General features: G+C 73.9%; 12 protein-coding genes and 2 pseudogenes. 3 read left to right on the top strand and 11 right to left on the bottom strand.

Annotation, left to right across the window (positions count from 1 at the left end; translation table 11 throughout):
- Positions 1-44: 44 nt before the first annotated feature.
- Positions 45-248: pseudogene (locus IE273_RS44025) on the top strand (hypothetical protein); the annotation flags it as partial.
- Between the two features lie 157 nt (positions 249-405).
- Positions 406-795: pseudogene (locus IE273_RS33830) on the top strand (LamG-like jellyroll fold domain-containing protein); the annotation flags it as partial.
- Between the two features lie 100 nt (positions 796-895).
- Here the strand turns inward: IE273_RS33830 and IE273_RS33825 are convergent.
- Positions 896-3,205: an ATP-binding protein gene (locus tag IE273_RS33825; protein WP_189818948.1), complete on the bottom strand. Its 2,310-nt coding sequence runs from the start codon at positions 3,203-3,205 to the stop codon at positions 896-898.
- A gap of 287 nt (positions 3,206-3,492) precedes the next feature.
- On the opposite strand from IE273_RS33825, the gene IE273_RS33820 reads away from it, so the two are divergent.
- Positions 3,493-4,194: a DUF4232 domain-containing protein gene (locus tag IE273_RS33820; protein WP_189818947.1), complete on the top strand. Its 702-nt coding sequence runs from the start codon at positions 3,493-3,495 to the stop codon at positions 4,192-4,194.
- Positions 4,195-4,273: 79 nt separating this feature from the next.
- On the opposite strand, the gene IE273_RS33815 is transcribed toward IE273_RS33820, so the two are convergent.
- From IE273_RS33815 to IE273_RS45000, 10 genes are all read right to left on the bottom strand, one after another.
- Positions 4,274-5,143 carry an alpha/beta fold hydrolase gene (locus IE273_RS33815; RefSeq protein WP_189818946.1) on the bottom strand — a complete coding sequence of 290 codons (870 nt, stop codon included), beginning with the start codon at positions 5,141-5,143 and terminating at the stop codon, positions 4,274-4,276.
- Positions 5,144-5,355: 212 nt separating this feature from the next.
- The gene (locus IE273_RS33810) at positions 5,356-6,300 is read right to left on the bottom strand and encodes an aldo/keto reductase (RefSeq protein WP_189818945.1); all 945 of its coding nucleotides are present in this window, start codon (positions 6,298-6,300) and stop codon (positions 5,356-5,358) included.
- Between the two features lie 38 nt (positions 6,301-6,338).
- Positions 6,339-7,829 (bottom strand): GMC family oxidoreductase, encoded by a 1,491-nt coding sequence (locus IE273_RS33805; protein WP_189818944.1) that lies wholly within the window; start codon positions 7,827-7,829, stop codon positions 6,339-6,341.
- 85 nt (positions 7,830-7,914) lie between these two features.
- Positions 7,915-9,843 carry a radical SAM protein gene (locus IE273_RS33800; protein WP_189818943.1) on the bottom strand — a complete coding sequence of 643 codons (1,929 nt, stop codon included), beginning with the start codon at positions 9,841-9,843 and terminating at the stop codon, positions 7,915-7,917.
- 19 nt (positions 9,844-9,862) lie between these two features.
- Entirely contained in the window at positions 9,863-10,792 is a 930-nt protein-coding gene (locus tag IE273_RS33795; RefSeq protein WP_189818942.1) for a sugar nucleotide-binding protein, read from the bottom strand.
- Positions 10,789-11,820 carry an ROK family protein gene (locus tag IE273_RS33790; RefSeq protein ID WP_189818941.1) on the bottom strand — a complete coding sequence of 344 codons (1,032 nt, stop codon included), beginning with the start codon at positions 11,818-11,820 and terminating at the stop codon, positions 10,789-10,791. The genes IE273_RS33795 and IE273_RS33790 overlap by 4 nt, the downstream gene beginning before the upstream one ends.
- Positions 11,810-12,181, bottom strand: coding sequence for a cupin domain-containing protein (locus IE273_RS33785; RefSeq protein WP_189818940.1), 372 nt, complete (start codon positions 12,179-12,181; stop codon positions 11,810-11,812). The genes IE273_RS33790 and IE273_RS33785 overlap by 11 nt, the downstream gene beginning before the upstream one ends.
- Positions 12,174-13,379, bottom strand: a complete 1,206-nt coding sequence (locus IE273_RS33780; RefSeq protein WP_189818939.1) for a sedoheptulose 7-phosphate cyclase — start codon at positions 13,377-13,379, stop codon at positions 12,174-12,176. The genes IE273_RS33785 and IE273_RS33780 overlap by 8 nt, the downstream gene beginning before the upstream one ends.
- Positions 13,360-15,435, bottom strand: a complete 2,076-nt coding sequence (gene malQ / locus IE273_RS33775; protein ID WP_189818938.1) for a 4-alpha-glucanotransferase — start codon at positions 15,433-15,435, stop codon at positions 13,360-13,362. The genes IE273_RS33780 and malQ overlap by 20 nt, the downstream gene beginning before the upstream one ends.
- Positions 15,432-18,446, bottom strand: coding sequence for a Cof-type HAD-IIB family hydrolase (locus IE273_RS45000; RefSeq protein WP_308437076.1), 3,015 nt, complete (start codon positions 18,444-18,446; stop codon positions 15,432-15,434). The genes malQ and IE273_RS45000 overlap by 4 nt, the downstream gene beginning before the upstream one ends.
- Positions 18,447-18,450 lie beyond the last annotated feature (4 nt).

The raw sequence follows: 18,450 nt of genomic DNA, 5'->3' as shown, positions 1-18,450 counted from the left end.
GATGGTGCCGCCGGCCGTCACGTCGGGCTGTCCGTGGAACCAACGTGCCAGGCATCCCACCGATCCGCTCACGCCGCGGGCCGCGACGCCCATCGCTGGGTCGTCGAACGCGCCAGCGCCTGGCTCGGCTCGCGGGATGCCGGTGCCCACGCCGTCACCACGAGCCCAAGCCCGACCATGTCCTGGCCTTCACCGCACTTGCAGCCACCTCATCTGCTACCGCGGCCCCCCCAAATGAAATGGCCTGAAATGGTCTTCTGGTAGTCGGTGAAGCAGGCGGGCACCGTCAGCACCCAGCGGACGCCATCACTTGCGGTCAGAGAAGACCCTCACGCGAATCGGCGCCGGTTCTGGAGAGGCGCGACCTGAAGAACTCGAAGGAACGACTCACGCATCGCGGCCTCGGTGCCGAATCCGGTCTCGCGCGCGATCAGCTCGGCGCTCGGGACCGGGATCACCGCCCCCCTGCGTCTCGACGGCTGCGCCCACGGCTTCCTCACCCCGGACGCCGCGGTCGCCGACACCAGTGAGTCCTTCGCGGTACGAGCCTGGGCGCGCCCCGCGGTGAGCAGCCGGGCCATGACCGTCGCCAGCCAGGACGTGGACGCGCGGCCCGGCTTCACCCTCGGGCTGCGCACCCCGGACAGCGGGCCCGCCTGCTCGTTCACGATCGGGGACGCGACGGTGTCCGGCGGCGCACCCGAGACCGGAGAGTGGGCCCATCTGCTCGGGCTGTACGACGCCGAGACGGGCCGCGCGCACCTGTACGTCAACGGTCGTGAGGTCGGCAGCCCGGCTGAGGCGACTCCCGCCGGGACGCCCGGCGCGTTCCAGATCGGACGGGCGCAGGGTGCCACCGGGGCCGGCCTGGCGGGTGGCCCGCACCGCCGCCGGGTCAGGCGGTGCGGGTGCCGTTCGCGTCGAGTGCGGCGAGTGCCTCGGCGGCCTCGACCTGCCGCGGGTTGCGCAGCGCGACCAGGGCGTCGCGGGCGGCGAGGAGCGTGGTGCGGGCCTCGGGATGCCCGGTGGCGCCGAGTACCCGCCCCAGATCGAGCCGGGCCTGCTCCGACCAGGCCGGCATCTGTGCGGCGTCGAAGGCGGCGAGGGCCTGCCGCAACGGCGCCTCGGCCTCGTGCCAGCGTCCCAGGGCCGCCAGGTCGTTGCCGATCTGCTGCCGGGCGACCGCGTGATACAGCCCGACCACCTCGATGGTGCGGCCCGGTATCCCCGCCCGGCAGATCCGCTCGCTGCGGCGGTGGATCTCCAGAGCCTCGGCCGCCCGGCCGGCCTGGCGCAGCAGGGTGCCGAGGCTGTTCAGGGTCGTCAGCTCGGCCAGCCGGCCCTGCGGGGATTCCTGGGAGGCGAGGCAGCGGGCACTGTCCCGCAAGCGCTCCTGGGCTTCCTCCGTCCGGCCCAGCCGGTGCAGGGCGCCCGCGCCGTAACCGAGTGCCCAGCCCTGCTGGAGCCCGTCCCCGCACTCGCGGGCTGCCGCCAGCGCACTGTCGGCGGCCGTCAGTCCGGCTCGCGGGTCGTGCACACAGAGGTTGTAGGCCCAGGCGAGGTAGTTGAGGTGGACGGCCTCCTCCTGCCTGCTGCCCAGCGCCCGGGCGGAGTCGGCGGACTGCCGGAAGACCTCCACCCACTGCTCCCAGTGCTGGTTGAGATCGGAGAACCAGTGCATCGCCTGCGCCGCGTCCAGGACCTGCCGGTGCCGGCCGGTGTCGTGGGCCCGGCGCAGTGCGGCGAGCCACTCGGCCCGCTCGGCCTCCAGCCAGGCCCGTGCCTCTTCCCGGCCGATGGGCGCTGTGTCCGGGTCCGGGTCGCTTCGCGACGCGGTCTGCTCGTGGTCGACGTCGAAGTGCAGCGCGGCGGCGGTGGCCCGGCGCAGCATCCAGTGCGCGGTCCGGTCCAGGGCGGCATCCCGGACCTCGGGGCCGTCCTCGGCATCGATCTGCTCGGCGGCGTAGAGCCTGAGCAGATCGTGGAAGCGGTACCGCTCCCCGGCGGGATCGCTCTGGAGCAGCCCCGCGTCGGTCAGTTCCTCCGCGTACACGGCCGCCTCGTCGCAGGTCAGGCCGGCCAGGAGGGCGCCGGTCTCGGGACTGAAGTCCGTTCCGGCGGCCAGCGCGGCGCGGCGCAGCAAGGTCTGCGAGCGGGGCGGCAGTTGCCGGTAGGACAACGCGAAGGCCGCACGCACCCGCAGGCTGCCGGCCTGGAGGCCGTCCAGCCTGCGGGCCTCGGTGGCGAGCCGGGCGACGAGCTTGCCGAGGCGTTCGTGCGGCCGGCTCAGCAGCCGTTGGCCGGCGATCCGCACGGCCAACGGCAGGTGCCCGCACAGGTCGGCGAGATCACGTGCGGCCTGTGCTTCGGCGCCGACCCGGTCCGGGCCGATGATGCGGCTCAGCAGTTCCACCGTCTCCTCGCGCCGCAGCAGCGCCAGGTCGGTACGGTGGACGGATCCCAGACCCGCCAGCGCCTGACGGCTGGTGACGATCGTCAAGGACGCACCGGTACCCGGCAGCAGCGGCTCGACCTGGAACTCGCCGGCCGCGTTGTCCAGCAGCAGGAGCAGACGCCGCTCGCCGGCCAGGGACCGCCACAGGCCGGCCCGGTCGTCGGTGCCCGAGGGGATCGCCGCGTCGGCGACCCCGACCGCGCCGAGCAGCCGGGCCAGCGCGTCCCGCGGGCTGGTCGGCTCGGCATCCATGCCGTGCAGGTCCAGGGCGAACTGCCCGTCCGGGAAGTGCGGGGCCAGGCGGTGCGCGGCGTGCACCGCGAACGCGGTCTTGCCCAGGCCGGGTTGCCCGGCGACCACGGTGACCGCCGGAAGGCCCGCGCCGGCGTCGGGTACCAGCTCCGCCAGCCGGGCCAGGGCGTCACCGCGCGCGGTGAAGTCCTGGATGTCGCGTGGCAGGGCCAGGGTGCCGGAGCCCGCCGGACCGGTGGCCGCGCGGGGACGCGGACGGCCGGCGGCGGCGGACCGCTCCAGGCGCGCCGCCCCGGCCTCGTCCACTCCCAGTGCCTGGGCCAGCGCCTGCACGGTACGGCGCTGGGGACCCCGGGTACGCCCGCGTTCCATGTCGGCCAGCGCCCTGACACTCACCCCGGCCGCATCCGACAGAGCCTCCTGGCTCATCCCCGAGCGAACCCGGAGATCCCGCAACTGCTGCCCGAATTCCCCCGCGCAAGGCGTGCCGTCCCGCACCGTCGAAGTCCCCGATCATCCGGCCCGTCCGGATGCGAGCCCCCCGGCAGAAGTATGGACGACATCACTTCTGCCGGGAGAACCGCCTGGGCGGGAGTGACCGCAAATGATCAACTGAAGGCAGACGCGGAACGCGCCGGCGGCACCGGCCAACCGCAGCGTGTACCGACCGCCCTGCGGCCACCCGCCGGGCACGGGCGACCGACCACCCGAAAAGTCCAAGCAAGCAGTCCGATACCGGCCGACGGCACCGAGCCTCGGCCCCGCACCACACGGGGGATCCCTCCATGACCACCTTCCGCCGCTCCTCCTTGCTGCTCGCCGTCGCGGGCACGGCTCTCACGCTGTCCCTCACCGCCTGCCAGAGCGACTCGGGCACCACGTCCTCGTCCGCGACGGCCCCCGCGGCCACGGCGGCGACGTCCCCGGCGGCCACCGGCACCTCCGACGTGAAGGGATCGGCCGGCTCGGCGGGATCGGCCGACTCGGCGGGGTCGAAGGAATCGGCCGGTTCCACCGATGCCTCCACAGGTTCGACCGGCGCGTCCGGCCGACAGGTGACCGCCTCGACACCGGTGTGCACCGCGGGGGACGTACGCGTCACCGCCGCCAGGCAGGACGGGCCGCCCTACACCCACATCGTCCTGACCGCGAAGAACACCTCCGGGCGCTCCTGCCGGCTGACGGGCTTCCCGCACATCCAGTTCCTGGAGAGCCACAAGCAGGACGTCCCGGCCGTGGCCAAGAGCAAGCCGGCCACCCCCGTGGTGCTGGCGGCCGGTGCCCCGGCCTACGCCCTGGTGAAGCTGTCGGACGGCGGGGTCGACGAGGCGAACGAACCCGTGTCCGCGTTCTCCGTCATGCTGGAGGGCGACTCCACGGTCATCGCCGTCACCGCGCCCGGCAGCGGCGGCATCGCCGTCGACCCGGCGAAGGCCCTCACCGGCTACTGGACCCCGGAACTCCGCAACGGCGCGGACGACTTCTGAGCCCCGACCGGCGCGGACGCGCCACCGCCTCAACGCCGGGTGGACCGGCACCCCGGGCGGGAGGCGGCCCAGAGGTTTCTCACTCGGATCGTCCGGTGAAGAAGTCCGCCAGGGAAGACGCGAGCGCCTGTGGAGCCTCTTCGGCTACGTGATGCCCGGAGTCGATGCCGTGGCCGCGTACGTCCGGTGCCCACTGACGCCAGATCCGCACCGGGTTCCCGTACAGGGCCTCAAGGTCGTCCCGGAGCGACCAGAGGATCAGCGCCGGGCACTGGATCCGTGTCCCGGCGGCGCGGTCGTCCTCCTCGTGCCGCCGGTCGATGGTGAGACCGGCCCGGTAGTCCTCCAGCATCGCCCGCACCACGTCGGGGTTCCTCGTGGCCGCGCGCCACTCGTCATGGTTCTCCTGTCCCATGCTCCGGGGGTCCCCGCGGTACCAGCTGTCCGGATCGGCGTTGATGACCCGCTCGGGGATGTCCGGCTGGGCGAAGAAGAACCAGTGCCACCACTGCGTGGCGAACTCGGCCGTGATGCGGGACAGGTGCTCGGTGAGGGGCAGACAGTCGATCAGCGCCACCCGCGAGACCGCGTCGGGATGATCGAGTGCGAGACGCAGCGCGACACCGCCTCCGCGGTCGTGCCCGGCGAGCGCGAACCGGGCGTGGCCGAGGGAGCGCATCATCTCGACCACGTCACCAGCGACGGCCCGCTTGGAGTAGCCCGCGTGGTCCGTGGTAGGCGCCGGGCCGGTGGACCGGCCGTACCCCCGGAGATCGGGACAGACCACGGTGAAACCGCGCCGGACGAGGAGCGGGGCGACGCGATGCCAGGTCGCGGATGTCCGGGGGTGGCCGTGCAGCAGCACCACTGGCGGTCCTTCCCCGCCGTAGCGAACGAGAACCGATGCTTCATCGAGCTGGACCCGCCTGGTCTCAAAGCCTTCGAACAAGGCCCGTACCTCCCACCCACGTCGACACACCGCCACGGCATGCGTCGGCCCAGGACAACCCGGGACGAGAGCTGAACCGACACAGCCTTCCTGATGCCCCCGCACATCCCGTGGAACCGCGGACCGGGCCTGTGCGGCTCATCGCCGCGACCTCTGGCGGGACCCGCTGCTCGCGCGCGGCACACCCTCGTCCTCCTCGGTGGTGATCTGCTTCAGGGCAGGGGGACGCCGCGTGCGGCGACCCACAGCGCGTACCACTCTTCGTGGGTGAGGTCCGGTTGGCGGCGTACCGCGTCCGCGCAGGCGCTGATGCGCTCGGGGCGCGTGGTGCCGACGACCGGGGCGATGCCCGCCGGATGGCGTTGCAGCCACCAGAGCAGGATGCTCTCCGGCGTGGTGCCCTTGCGCCGGGCGAGTTCGCCGACGAGCCGGTACACCCGCGTGTCCTTGTCGGACATCAGGCGCCCCCCGGCCAGGGGGCTCCACGCCTGGAGCCGGACGCCGTTGGCCGCGCACCACTCCAGCGTGCCGGGCGCGAAGCCGTTGCGCGCCGCGTCCGCCGTGTTGAACAGGACGCCCGACTCCACCCAGTCGCGCCGGTCCAGACTCATCTCCAGCTGGTTGACGACCAGCGGGACGTCCAAGTGGGCCCGCAGGGAGGCGATCTGCGGGCCGTTCATGTTGGAGACACCGAACTGCCGGACCAGTCCCTGGGCGTGCAGGGAACTCAGTGCGGCGCCGACCTCCCGCGGATCGGCGAGAGGGTCGGGCCGGTGCAGGAGGAGGACGTCCAGGAAGTCCGTGCGCAGCCGCACGAGGCTCTCCTCCACTCGCCGTACGATGCTGTCCCCCCGCAGGTCGTAGTGTCCGGGCCGGTCACCGTCGGGCAACCGGATACCGCACTTGGTCTGTACGACGATGCGCTGCCGCAGCCCGGGGCTGCGGGCGAGTACCTCGCCGAACACGGCCTCCGACTTGCCGTACCGGTAGATGTCGGCATGGTCGAAGGCCGTGATGCCGGCGGCCAGCGCGGCCTCGACCGCGGCCTCGGCCCGGTGGATGTCCTCGGGTGTGCAGGGGCTGGTGTCCCAGCCGCCGCCGAGTCCCATACAGCCGTACACCAGCTTGTGCGCGCGTATGTCCGTCTCTGCCGCCATGGTCGTCTCCGTGGTGAGTGCGGTCGGTGGAAGGCCGGTCAGGAGCGAAGGACGTCGGCGAGCATCTCGGCGGCGGCCAGGACCGGCAGTTGTGTGTTGGCGGCGGGCACGGTCGGCAGGACGGAGGCGTCGGCGACACGCAGCCCCGCCACGCCGTGCACGGCACCCTGCCCGTCGACCACCGACAGCGGATCGTCCGCCGGCCCCATGGCGCAGGTCCCCACCGGGTGCCAGTAGGTGCCCACCCGTGCCCGCAGGTCGGCGTCGGGGAGTGCGTGGACCGGTGTGCCGTCCGCAGGGTGGGCCAGCGGCTGCATGGCCGCGGCCAGTTCCCCGGCCTTCTCCAGCCCCGCCCGGACCACGGCGACGTCCCGGCCGGCCGGATCGGTCAGGAAGGCGGGGTCGATCTCGGGGGGCTCCAGAGGATCCGCCGAGCGGAGCCGGACGTGTCCGCGCGAGACCGGCTTCATCAGGAACGCGGAGATGCCCGCCTCGTACTGCCCGGGCGGAAGCTTGCCGAACAGCGGGGGTCCGGCCGTGGGCAGCAGGTGCAGGTCCCACGCCCCGTCCGGGCAGTACCGGCTGGCCGCCCGGACCAGCACGCGGCTGACGTACAGTTCCCCGGCCGACTCCTTGGCCGCCAGCTCCCGGTTCAGGCGGTCCGTGGGCACCAGGGGCACGAAGACACCGGGCTGGTCGGACAGGTTGGCGCCGACACCCGGCAGATCCACCTCGCAGCGGATGCCGTTCTCCTTCAGGTGCGCGGCGGGACCGATGCCGCTGCGCAGCAGCACCGCGGGGGAGCCGAAGGTACCGGACGCCAGTACGTACGTGTCGGCTTCCAGGATCACCGGTGCCCCGCCCAGGACGATGTGCACGCCGGTCACCCGGCCTGCCAGGACCGAGAGCCGGTCCACCAGGGCGTTGTCGAGGACCGTCAGGTTCGGCCGCGACCGGGTCGGCGGGTCCAGGTAGGCGAAGGCGGCGTTCCGGCGCGTCCCCTCGACGGCGTTGAGCAGCGGCCTGCCGTACCCGGGCGACCCGGGAGCTCCCATGTCCACTTCCCGGTACCCGAGTTCGCGCGCCGCCGCCAGGGCGGCCGAGGCCCAGACGGAGAGTTCGGCGTCGGGGACGGCGTGCAGCCCCATGCGCTCCACGGCCCGCAGCCGGTACGGTTCCAGTGCGTCCGCCGACCACCGCTCACCCCCGGCGTGTGCCCATTCCGCGTGGTCCGCGTGCGACCCCCACGTGTTCCAGGCGCCGTTGATGCAGGACGAGCCGCCCAGGATCCGGGCCCGGATGCGGTAGAACGCGGTGTGCCGCTCCCATACGTCGTCGCGGGGCAGGGCCCGGGCGTTCAGGACCTTCTCGGGCCAGTTCCGCTGCTCGGGGCCGTAGTCGGGGCCCGCCTCGACGAGGCACACGGACCGGCCGGGGTCCTCGCTGAGGCGGGCCGCCAGTACGCAACCGGCCACCCCGCCACCGAGGATGACCACGTCGTAGCCGGACGGAAGGGACGAAGTCGTCATGGTCGCTCCGTTGGGAGGTGGCCGCCGGGAATGCGGCGGGGACGGGCCGGTCGTGGGGGACGGGGCGAGTGACGGCGTCGGGGGCTCACAGGACACCGGCCCCGAGTTCGGCGAGGAGCAGGCGCCGCTCGATGTCCGCGGCCGTCACCGGATCGGCCGCCGCCTTCCAGCGCCGCAGCGCCGTGCGGAGGGCGTCGGTGTCCGCGTCGCGCAGCGCGGCGACGAACCGATCGAGTCCTCGGCCGGCGCGCGCGTCCTCCGGGGCCGCCACCGGACCCGCGGCCGGTGCCGCTGCGGGCAGCGGCTCACCGGTGAGGGCGGGGACGAACTCCGCCGAGAACAGGGACGCCAGTTCCGCGCGGCGGGCCTGGCTCGTCAGGGAGCGCAGCAGCTTGACGGTCAACGGCTCCTCCGCGTGTCCGCGCGGCGAGCCCCATGAGGCGATGTCCGCGGCGGGCAGCGTGCTGAACGAGGCCAGCAGGGCCAGCGCCGCCGCCGCGCTCCGGCCGCGGAGCACCGCTCCGGCCCGGGCGCACCAGTGCGCCAGCCGCTGTCGTGCCCCGGTCTCCGGAGTGCCGCCCCCCGATAGCAGCGCGAGCAGGACACGCCAGCAGTCCAGGTGGACGTCCAGCACGTCCGCGGTGAGCGCGGCCGTGTCCGGTCCCTGGGCGGCGAGTGCGGGCAGGATCTCGGCGTAGAGGAGCCGGACGATCCGGTGCGGGGTCCGCTGGACCCGCCAGCAGTCGTCATGGGCGTGGTCGGCCAGCAGCTCCTCCAGCGCGATCGGCTCCTGCGCGAGCCCGGTGCGTACGAGCCCGTCCACCGCCTCGAAGTGGTACAGCTCGTCGAGATGTTCCCCGGGCCGTAGCGGCGCGGACGCCCGGTCCACCTCCGCGAGCAGCTCGTCGCTCCGTTGAAGCAGCCGCGTCCGGTGCTCGGGCGTCAGGGCCGCCGCGTACGGTTTGAGCCGGTCCAGTTCCCGGGAGAATGCCTGGAGCAGGAACGGGGTGGTGAGCCGGTGGCTCATGGGCAGCCCCAGGTAGGGGAAGACCGCGCAGCCGCGGCAGCCCGGGCGCTGTCCCACCTCCTCGTCCCGCACGCGGACCAGCCCGGGGTCGCGCACCAGTTCCCGGTACGGCCGTTCCCAGGCGAGCGAGGCGTCCCACTCGTGGTAGCAGGGCAGCATGACCCGGCCGTCCGGACCGATGGTGAGGATCCGCGAGTTGGCCCCGCAGGCGGTCACGGTCGCCGGGTCGAGCGTCCGCAGATGGTGCAGGAAGGCCAGGTCCACCACCGTGTACGGCGCGTACCGCTGCTCCGCGACCCGGTGCGGCAGTGGCGACGACGGAACCCGGGCCGGCACCTCGGCCACGGCGGCCGTACCGCTGCGCCCGTTGACGGCTGCCAGCTTGAGCGTCCGGACCGCGCCGGGCGGGCGCACATCGCTCTGCGCGGCGAAGTAGCTGAACATGGGGGCCAGGTAGACCGGGACCCGGTGCCGCTGGGCGTAGGCGACGAGGCCGTCCAACTCCGCCACGTTCTGGTCGGTCACCACGCAGATCAGCTTGAGGTTGTCCGCCCCGTCGGCCCGGAGCCCCTCCACCAGGGCGAGGGTGCGGTCGAGCGTGTCCGTACCCCGGATGCGGTGGTAGCGCTCGGCGCTGAGCGTGTCCAGCGAGATGTTGAGCGTGTCCACGAGCGGTGCGACCTCGGCCGCCCGCGGGGCGAACCGGATGGCGTTCGTCGTGAGTTCCACGGTCATGCCCAGATCGCGGGCGTGCCGTACCGCCGTGACCAGTTCGCGGTGCAGGGACGGCTCGCCACCGGTGATGTCGAGGTAGGTGACGCCCAGTTCCGCGAGTTCGTCCAGGCAGCGGCGCAGCCCGTCGGACGTCAGTTCCTGGTGCCCGTCGAAGACGGGGTCCTGCCATACGTTGCAGTATCCGCAGCGGGAGTTGCAGCGGAAGGTGAGGTACATCCGGGCGTGCCGGAAACGGGTGGGCGCTGTGGCCACGGGCTCCTCGCAGACGGAATCAGACGGCCGGTGGGCCGGCGAACGCGGACGCCAGCAGGCGCGCTCCCTCGCGCACCCCCCGGACCGCGATGTCCTCGGTGGCGGGCAGGGTCGCCAGCACCTCACTGGTGAGGCAGGCGTTCACCGGGCGGGACGCGTACCGGGTGCGGGCCCGCGGTACCGGAGTCACCAGGTCCGCCGGCGCGCCCAGCGCCCGCGCGATGACGCCGGCCCATTCGGCGCGCGTGACGCGGTCGGGGCCGCCCAGGTGGAGCACCGGGGGCAGCGGGTGCCCGGCGTGCAGGAGCGCCGCCGTCACCTCCGCGGCGTCGTCCAGGAGCACCGGCGTCGTCCAGTGGTCGTCGGGGGCCTCGATCCGCTCGCCCCGCAGCAGGCGGTGGGCGCAGGCGGCGAAGAAGTTCAGCCACTTGCCCGCGTCGGCCGGCTCGTGGCCGTAGACCAGGCTGACCCGCAGGGCCACGGCCCGGGGAGCCTTGGCGAGCAGCGCTTCCTCGGCCGCCAGCTTCGCCCGGCCGTAGGCGTTCGCCGGTGACACGGCCGTGCTCTCGGTATTGTGCCCGCAGTCGCCGCGGAAGACGTTGTCGGTGGAGACCAGGACGATGCGCGCGTCCGGCGCCAGGGCGGCGAAGGCGTCCGCCACGGCGACGTGCGCGGCCCGTGCCTCGTCCGGGTGGTCCTCGCACCAGGTGACGTCGGACGGCCCGTGCACCAGGACGATCCGGCCGGGCCGCAGGTCGTCGAGCAGCCGTCGGCAGGCCCCGGCGTCGGTGGCGTCCAGGGCGCGCCAGCGGGCTCCATACGCCTCGGCGGGCACGGCGGCCGGGTGGCGCGACACGAGCGTCACCTGCTCGCCGGCCGCCGCCAGCCGCCGGGCGGTCGCGGTGCCGATCAGGCCGCTGCCCACGACGAGGGTGCCGTCGCCGGTCATGACGCCCCCCGGGCGAAGGAGACCGGTGTGCGGTCCGCCAGCAGCCGGCCGACGCCGATCAGTCCGTGGTCGTCGTCGGCGACCCCGAGTGACACCATCGCGTCGACCTGTGCGGGGCCCAGACCGAAGCAGCCCAGCCGCCGCAACTCGGCCACCAGCAGGCGCCGGTAGGGCTCGCCGACCGCCAGCGCGAAGCCGCCCATGAGGATGTAGCGGCACACCCCGATCGAGGCGAACACCCCGCTGACCGCCTGGGCCAGTGGCGTCACCGTGCCGCGCAGCACCTCCGTGGCGAAGGGATCACCCGCGCGGACCGCCTCGGCGATGGCCCGGTTGTCGATCCGCTCCGCACGGCCCTCGCACAGGGTGCCGAGCCGGGAGCCGCGGAAGGCGGCCCCGTCCGCCCGGGCGGCCCGGCGCGTGGCGGCGAGGACGCCGCGCCCGGAGGCGATGGCGCCCAGGTGCCCGCGTCCGCCGCAGTCGCACAGCGGCGCGTCGGGGGAGACGTCGCACACCCAGTGGCCCAGCTCGCCGCCGTGACCATCGGCGTCCACCAGGACCTCGCCACCGCGGAACACCTTGTTCCCGATGCCGGAGCTGACGGTGAGCAGACAGAAGTCCCCGGGTTCGCCGGCGGCGTACCGCCAGGCCGCCGCCGTCAGGTCGTTCACCACGACGGCCGGTGCGCCGGTCCGCTCCGTCAGCAGTTCGCCCAGCGGCAGGGGGTCTCCACGCCGCCCCCAGACGGTGGGGGCGGCCAGCACGAGCCCGGCGGCCGTGATGGGTCCGGCGAAGGCCACGCCCAGTGCCCGCGGCGGTCGCCCGCCCGTGTGCGCGCCCACCTCGCGCACGATCTGCTCCACCACCCGCCGTTGCAGCACCGGCACCGGTGCGCCGGGGTCGCGGTGCATGCCGTCGACCGGGATCCGGCGCACCCGGGACAGGGCGCCCGTCGCGGGGTCGTAGGTGCCCACCCGGAGTGTGGTGCCGCCCACGTCGAGCACGGTGAAGCCGTCGTCAGCCGGCATGCCGCTCACCCCGTTCCTCCTCGAAGACGAGCAGCCTCAGGTCCCGCTCACCGTCGTTGAGCAGACCGTGCTCCCCGTGCGGGTCGTTGACGACGACGTCGCCGGGGCCCACCCGGAACTCCTCGCCGTCCCGGTACATCAGGCCGCCGCCGTCGAGCACGATGTAGGTCTCGCGATCGGCACCGTGCCGGTGCCGGCCGATCGAGGTGCCCGGCGGCAGGACGGCCAGGTCGATGAAGTCGGCGCCCGGTCCGCCGGGCCGGCGGGCGAAGACGCGGTGGGCGAGGATCGTGCCGAGACCGCCGTGGTCCCGCTCCTTCCCGGCCAGCAGGTCCCGCAGGTTGACCACGGCCTCAGGCATCGTGCCGCTCCCCTTCCGCGGCGAGGTCCCGCAGCGCGGCCGTCAGGACGTCCTCGGGCACGTCCTCCAGTTCCTCCACGAAGGCCGCCTTGCCGATGTCCGTCGGCACGACGAGGTGCAGCTTGCGGCCCCGGCGCTGCCAGGAGGCACGCAGCGCCTGGGTCATCAGCTCCGGGGTGCAGGTGGCGGGGTCGAACACCGGCAGCCCGATGCGCCGCAGCAGCCGGACGATCCGGTCGCAGGTCTCCCGGTCCGCGAGGCCGAGCAGCCGGGCCAGGTGCGCGGAGAGCGCCATGTCGACGGCGACCGCCTCACCGTGCTCCAAGAGGTGTCCGCCGGCCGTCTCGACGACCGGGCTGAAGGTGTGGCCGAAGTCGACGAGCCGGGCCAGCTCGTGTTCCTGGAGGTTGGGGCACAGCTCCTCCATCATCAGACGCATCGACGTGCGCAGGATGTAGGTCTCCAGATCACCGTGGGAAGGGCCCGGCCCGTCGCCGTCCCCGGGGCGCCGGAACGCGTTCGGGTGCTGTTCCAGTGTCCGGAACAGGTCCGTGTCCAGGATCACGGCCATCTTCACGATCTCGGCGAGACCGCAGCGGATCTCCCGGTGCGGGAGGGTCGCGAGGAAGGCGGGGTCGTTCAGGGAGGCGTGCGCCGGGTGGTAGGCGCCGAACATGTTCTTCGTCTCCAGGGCGTTGACGCCTGTCTTGACGCCCACGCCGACGTCGACCTGGCCCACCAGCGTGGTGTTGACCTTGACGTAGCGGACACCCCGGGCGTAGATCGACGCGGCGAAGCCCACCACGTCGGCGACGATGCCGCCCCCGACGGCGAGCATCACACCGTGCCGGTCCAGCCCGTCCGCCTTGGCGAGGGCGCAGACGCGCTCCGCCGCGGCGAGCGTCTTGTGGTGCTCGCCCGTGGGGATGACGTGCAGGGTCCACCGGCCCCGCGCGCGGGCCTCCAGGTACGCGCGCAGCCGGTCACCGTGGAGCCGGTCGACGGTGGGGCTGACGAAGGCCGCCACCCGCCGGCCCCCCAGACGGTCGGCCAGCAGCGTGTTGTGCGGATGGAAAACCCCGGTGGTGAGATCGACCCGGTAGCGCGTGCCGTCCGGGGCTCTCAGGTCGAAACCGCCGGGATCCTCGCGGACACCGGTCGGCGGATGGTCGACCCGATCAAGAACCTGGCCTGACATCTTTCTCCTCAGTCTTTTCACGATGCCGTCGGAGGTCCGCGAACACCCGGGACAGCGCCGTCATCAGGGGCCGGCCGGGAAGGTCCTCCAGCGGTACGGGACGTCCCTGCTCGTCGCTCACGGGCAGCCGCCAGTTGGGGTGCACCGAGGACGTGCCGGGGATGTTCTGGGGTCTGCGGTCGCCGGTCGCGTCCGGCAGCCAGACGCCGAGCAGACGTGCCGGGGTGCGGCACAGGAAGCGGTGCAGCGCGACGACGTCGCCGTCGGGGTCGGGCAGCAGTCCGAGCCTGCCCAGTTCGGCCAGCCACCCGTCACGCTCGGCGGCGGCCTCGGCCTTCTCCTCCGCCGGCGAGCGGGTCAGCAATCCCAGCCTCGCCCTGAGTTCGACGTGCTCGCCGCTGAGCCAGGCGGCGGTCGTCGGCAGGTCGTGGGTGGTGAGCGTGGCGAGGCAGTCCCGCCGCCACTGCTCGGGCGGAAGCGGTCCGTGCCGGCCCTGCGAACCCCCGAGGTACTCGAAGCGCTGCACGGACGTGCCGAGGATCCCCCGCTCGTCGAGCGCGGTGCGTACGGTGGCCTCGACCGTACCGAGATCCTCGCCGATGACCGCCGCTCCGGCCCGGTGCGCTTCCAGCGTCAGCACGCCCAGCATCGCCTCGGCGTCGTAGCGGACGTACGTGCCCGCGGACGGCGGCCGACCCTCGGGCACCCACCAGAGACGGAACAGGCCCATCACATGGTCGATGCGCAGGGCGCCCGCGTGCCGCAGCCCGGCCCGCAGCAGCCCGGCGAGGGGCCGGTAACCGGACGCGGCGAGCCCGTCGGGACGCCACGGCGGCTGGCCCCAGTCCTGACCGTGCGGATTGAAGTCGTCCGGCGGCGCGCCGACGCTCATCCCCGCGGCCAGGCAGCCCTGGAGGGCCCAGGTGTCGGCACCCTCGGGCGCGACCCCGACGGCCAGGTCGTGGATCAGGCCGATGCCCATGCCCGCCTCGACGGCCGCCGACTGGGCGGAGGCGAGCTGCTCGTCGGTGACCCAGGCGAGCCAGCGGTGGAAGTCCACCTCGGCGGCCAGTTCCCGCCGGGCGCGGGCCACGGCCGGGGAGCGCGGGTCGCGCAGTTCGGCCGGCCAGGACCGCCAGGCCCCGCCGTGCACACCGGCCAGCGCGGACCAGGTGGCGAAGTCGGTCAGGTCCTCGCCCTCGCGCGCGACGAACCGTGCGAAGGCGGCGGCCCGTCCGGGCGGGAGCGGGACCCGGCGCACCGCGCGCAGCGCCTCGTGCTTGAGCGAGCGCACCGCCTCCCGGTCGATGAGCGCCCCGCCGCGCAGGACGCCCTCGTTGAGGGCCCGGGCCCGGGTGACGCACCGGTCGGCGGCATCCCGCGCCCCACCCGTGAGGTACGCGTACTCCGGTATCGCCTCGACCCTCAGGTGCAGGGGGTCCGGATACCGGCGCGAACTCGGCCGGTACGGCGACGGGTCCGGCAGCGGACCCGGCTCGACGGCGTGCAGCGGGCCGAGCTGCACGAAGTCCGCGCCCAGGGCACGCCCCGACCAGGACGCCAGTTCGGCCAGGTCGCCGAGGTCGCCCATGCCCCAGGAACGGTGCGACAGGACCGAGTACAGCTGGACGAGGAACCCCCAGTGCCGGCCGGAGGGCACGGGCAGCCGTGCCGGTACGACCAGCAGCGGGACGGACGCGTGACGCCCCGGCGCCCCGGCGTGCAGGACGTGGCGGCCGACCGGCAGCTCGCCGGACAGGACGGCCGTGCCGCCCCCCTCCAGCTCCACCTCGGTCGTGGCGCCCGCGGGGAGGGCGAGCCCCGGCACGGCGCCCCCGCGCACGACGACGCACTCGGGCAGCAGCCGGGCCGCCGCACGCTCGCGGTGGGCCGCGAGGGCGGCACGGGCCGCCGACTCGTCGGCCGCCTCCACACCGCAGGCGGCGAGCACGGCCACGAGGGTGTCCGGGGCCACCTCGACCCGGTGGCCCCGGTCGGTGGTGTAGGCGGTGGATATGCCGTGGGCGCGGGCGAGTTCGCGCAGGGTCGCGGTCACTGGGCCTGCCCCGCGGTGCCGAAGAGGCGTTCCAGGACGACGGCGACGCCGTCCTCCTCGTTGCCGGGCGCGATCTCGTCCGCCATCGCCCGCAGCGCCGGGTGGGCGTTGCCCACGGCCACCCCGTGCCCGGCCCAGGCCAGCAGCGGGATGTCGTTGGGCATGTCACCGAACGCGATGGTCCCGGCCGCCTCGCACCCGAGGAGCCGTGCCGCCCGCTCCACCCCGGCCGCCTTGGTGGTGCCGGCCGGCAGGACCTCCACCATTCCCCGCACCGAGTGCACGACGGTGACCTCGTCCCCGCACAACTCCCGTGCGGTGGCCTCCACCTCGTCCTCCGTCACGCTCGTGTGGTGCAGGACCAGCTTGTCGATGGGGTCCGTCCACAGCAGCCGGCGGTCGGTCGTGACGTCCCAGCCGTGCCGGACACGTTCACCGAACCGGGGGGTGACCTTGAACCGGCTCTCCGGCGGTGCCGTCACCACGCCCAGTTCGAGGGGACCCAGCGCGGCCTCGACGCGTGCGACCACCCGGCGCGCGAGGTCGATGTCGAGCGACGCCGAGGAGAGCAGCCGGTCGGCGCCGGCGTCGTAGAGCTGGGCACCCTGGCCGCACACGGCGAGACCGCGGTAGCCGAGGGCCGCCAGATACTGCTTGCAGGCGGCGGCGGGCCTGCCGGTGACCACCAGGTGGTGGGCTCCCGCCGCGGCCACCGCGGCGAGTGCGCGCAGGGTCCGCTCGGAGACGGTCTGGTCGCCCCGCAGCAGGGTCCCGTCGAGGTCGGTCGCCACGAGCCGGAACGCCGGGGCGCCGGCCGGCGCGCCGACCGGGACGGTGTCCCAGGCGACGCGCCCCGACGCCAGGGTCAGCATGAGGAGCAGTCGCTGCCCGACGGGCGGCCCCTCCACAACGCCCTGGAAGACGCCCTCGCCCGCCGGAGCCAGGGGCGCCAGGACGACACCGCTGCCCGTGGGCACGGCCTCGTCCGAGGCGACCGCTTCCGCGGGGGACTCCAGGTCCGTCGGGCGGCCACCGGCACCGGGCACCGCCACCTCCACGTGCCGCGCCAGCGGGTGCCGGTACTCGACGTGCAGGCGGCCCGCCGCGTCCTGATGTGTCCGGCACCGGTCGCGCACCCGCGCGGCCCAGTCCTCCCGCCCGGCCGCCCGCGCCGTCTCGGCGCACCGGACGAAGTCGGCCCGCGCGTAGGCGGCCTCGAAGAGACGCTCGTAGGCCGCGTCGTCCAGCGGTGCACAGCGACCGTAGGCCGCTGTGTCGCCCAGGGCCGCGGCGGACCGTGCGACGGCATCCCGGTGCCGGACCCAGGCGGCGGGGGGCAGGGCGTCGAACCAGCCGTACCGGATCGCGTCCTCGGCCGGGAAGGGCCGGGACCGTCCGCGCAGGACGTCCGTGAAGGCCGCGAGGCGCCGGTCCGCGCTCCGTGCCCAGGTGAATTCCCGGGCGGCGGCACGGGAGTTCGCCGACAGCCGGGCGTAGTCGTCGGGGGCCGCGCGCCGCAGGGCCGCGGCCTGGCGTATGCGCTCGGCGAGCGCGCGGGTGAGGTCGGGGTCGTCGTCGCGGAACGAGCCGGGCAGCGCGAACCCGGTGGCCCGCGGATCGTCCGCGGGAAGGGCGTGTCCGAAGTGTGCCGTGACGCTCTGCGCGGTGGCGATCGGCACCGCGCCGCACGCCATCGCCTCCGCCTGGGCTATGAGGAATCCGTCGAGTTCGAACTTGGACGGGAAGATACAGAAGTCGGCGCAGGCGGCCTGCTCGAACAGCGTGTCCTCGTCGGCCAGCCGCCAGTCGAGGTGGATCCGGCCGGGGTGGCGGTCGGCGACGCCCTGGAAGTAGGCGTTGCCGACGGGCGCGGCCTGCCCGCCGCCGCTGGTGGCGAAGCGCAGGACGAAGACCGCCTCCGTGCCGCTCGCCAGGACCTCGTCGATGGCGCGGACCAGCTCCACCTGCCCCTTGTGGTGCACCGCGTAGCGGGCGGCGTGGTAGAAGACCGGAAGGGCGGGGTCGAGGCCCAGGGAGCGCAGGACCGCCGCACGGTCGACGGTCCCCGGATCGCGGGCCAGCCAGCTGTCGGATATGCCGCAGCCGCCCATGAGCAGCTTGTGCGCCCGCTCGCGCAGCATCCGGGACACCGGCAGGGTGTGGAACAGGCTCTCGAACGGGGTGTCCCGGAAGGTGCTGTAGTAGTCCCGCTGCCCCGGCGAGACGAAGTCGACCAGGTCGGCGTGTGCCAGGACGAGCGGCAGGAACGCGATGTGGTCCGGGCCGTACTCGACGTGCATCCGGGTGCCGGCCAGGACCCGTGCCATGGTGGCCTCCGGGCTGTCCTCGGCGGGCAGTGGTTCCTCCGCGACGTCCAGGTCCGCCGACACGCCGAACATGCCGAGCAGCCGTTCCACCTGCGGGCGGTACACCTTCTGTGTGACGGGCGCGTTGGCCGCGACCGTGCTCACCGTCCGCAGGGACGGGTCACCGGCGAACAGCGGCGGCAGCAGGTAGTGGTAGTACGGCTCGAAGCCGTGCACCACCGCCTCCTCGCCCCGCAGGTACCGCTGGATGAAGTGGGCTCCCGCGACCTGGAACACCAGTGGCTTGAAGTACGCGAGGTCCCTGCCCTCGGTGCCGGGCGGCGGGTACAGCCGGTCGGGCAGCAGGTCGAGGTAGGCGTCGGAGAGGAAGTACACGTCCACGCCGTCCAGCCGCAACCGGTGGGCCCGGGTGGTCAGTTCGAGGGTGATCTCGGCCGGACGGCCCGGCCACGCCTTCGGGTCGAGCACGAGCGGAACCCGGTGTTCGTGGACGTAGGGCAGCTCCTCGACCGGGTGGTCGTGCCGCAGCGTGTCGAGGAGCCCGTGCGCGGGGGTGACCAGGGAGACGCGGTGACCGCGTGCGGCGTACTCGCGCGACAGGTTCCACACCAGCGGGGAGAGCCCGCCGCGCATCAGGCGGTTGTCGAACCCGCCGCACTCGAAGGCGAAGTGGATGATGTGCATGCCG

It is taken from the genome of Streptomyces olivaceoviridis, from assembly GCF_014650115.1.
Lineage (GTDB): Bacteria > Actinomycetota > Actinomycetes > Streptomycetales > Streptomycetaceae > Streptomyces > Streptomyces olivaceoviridis.
This window is presented reverse-complemented; position numbering and strand designations above follow the sequence as displayed.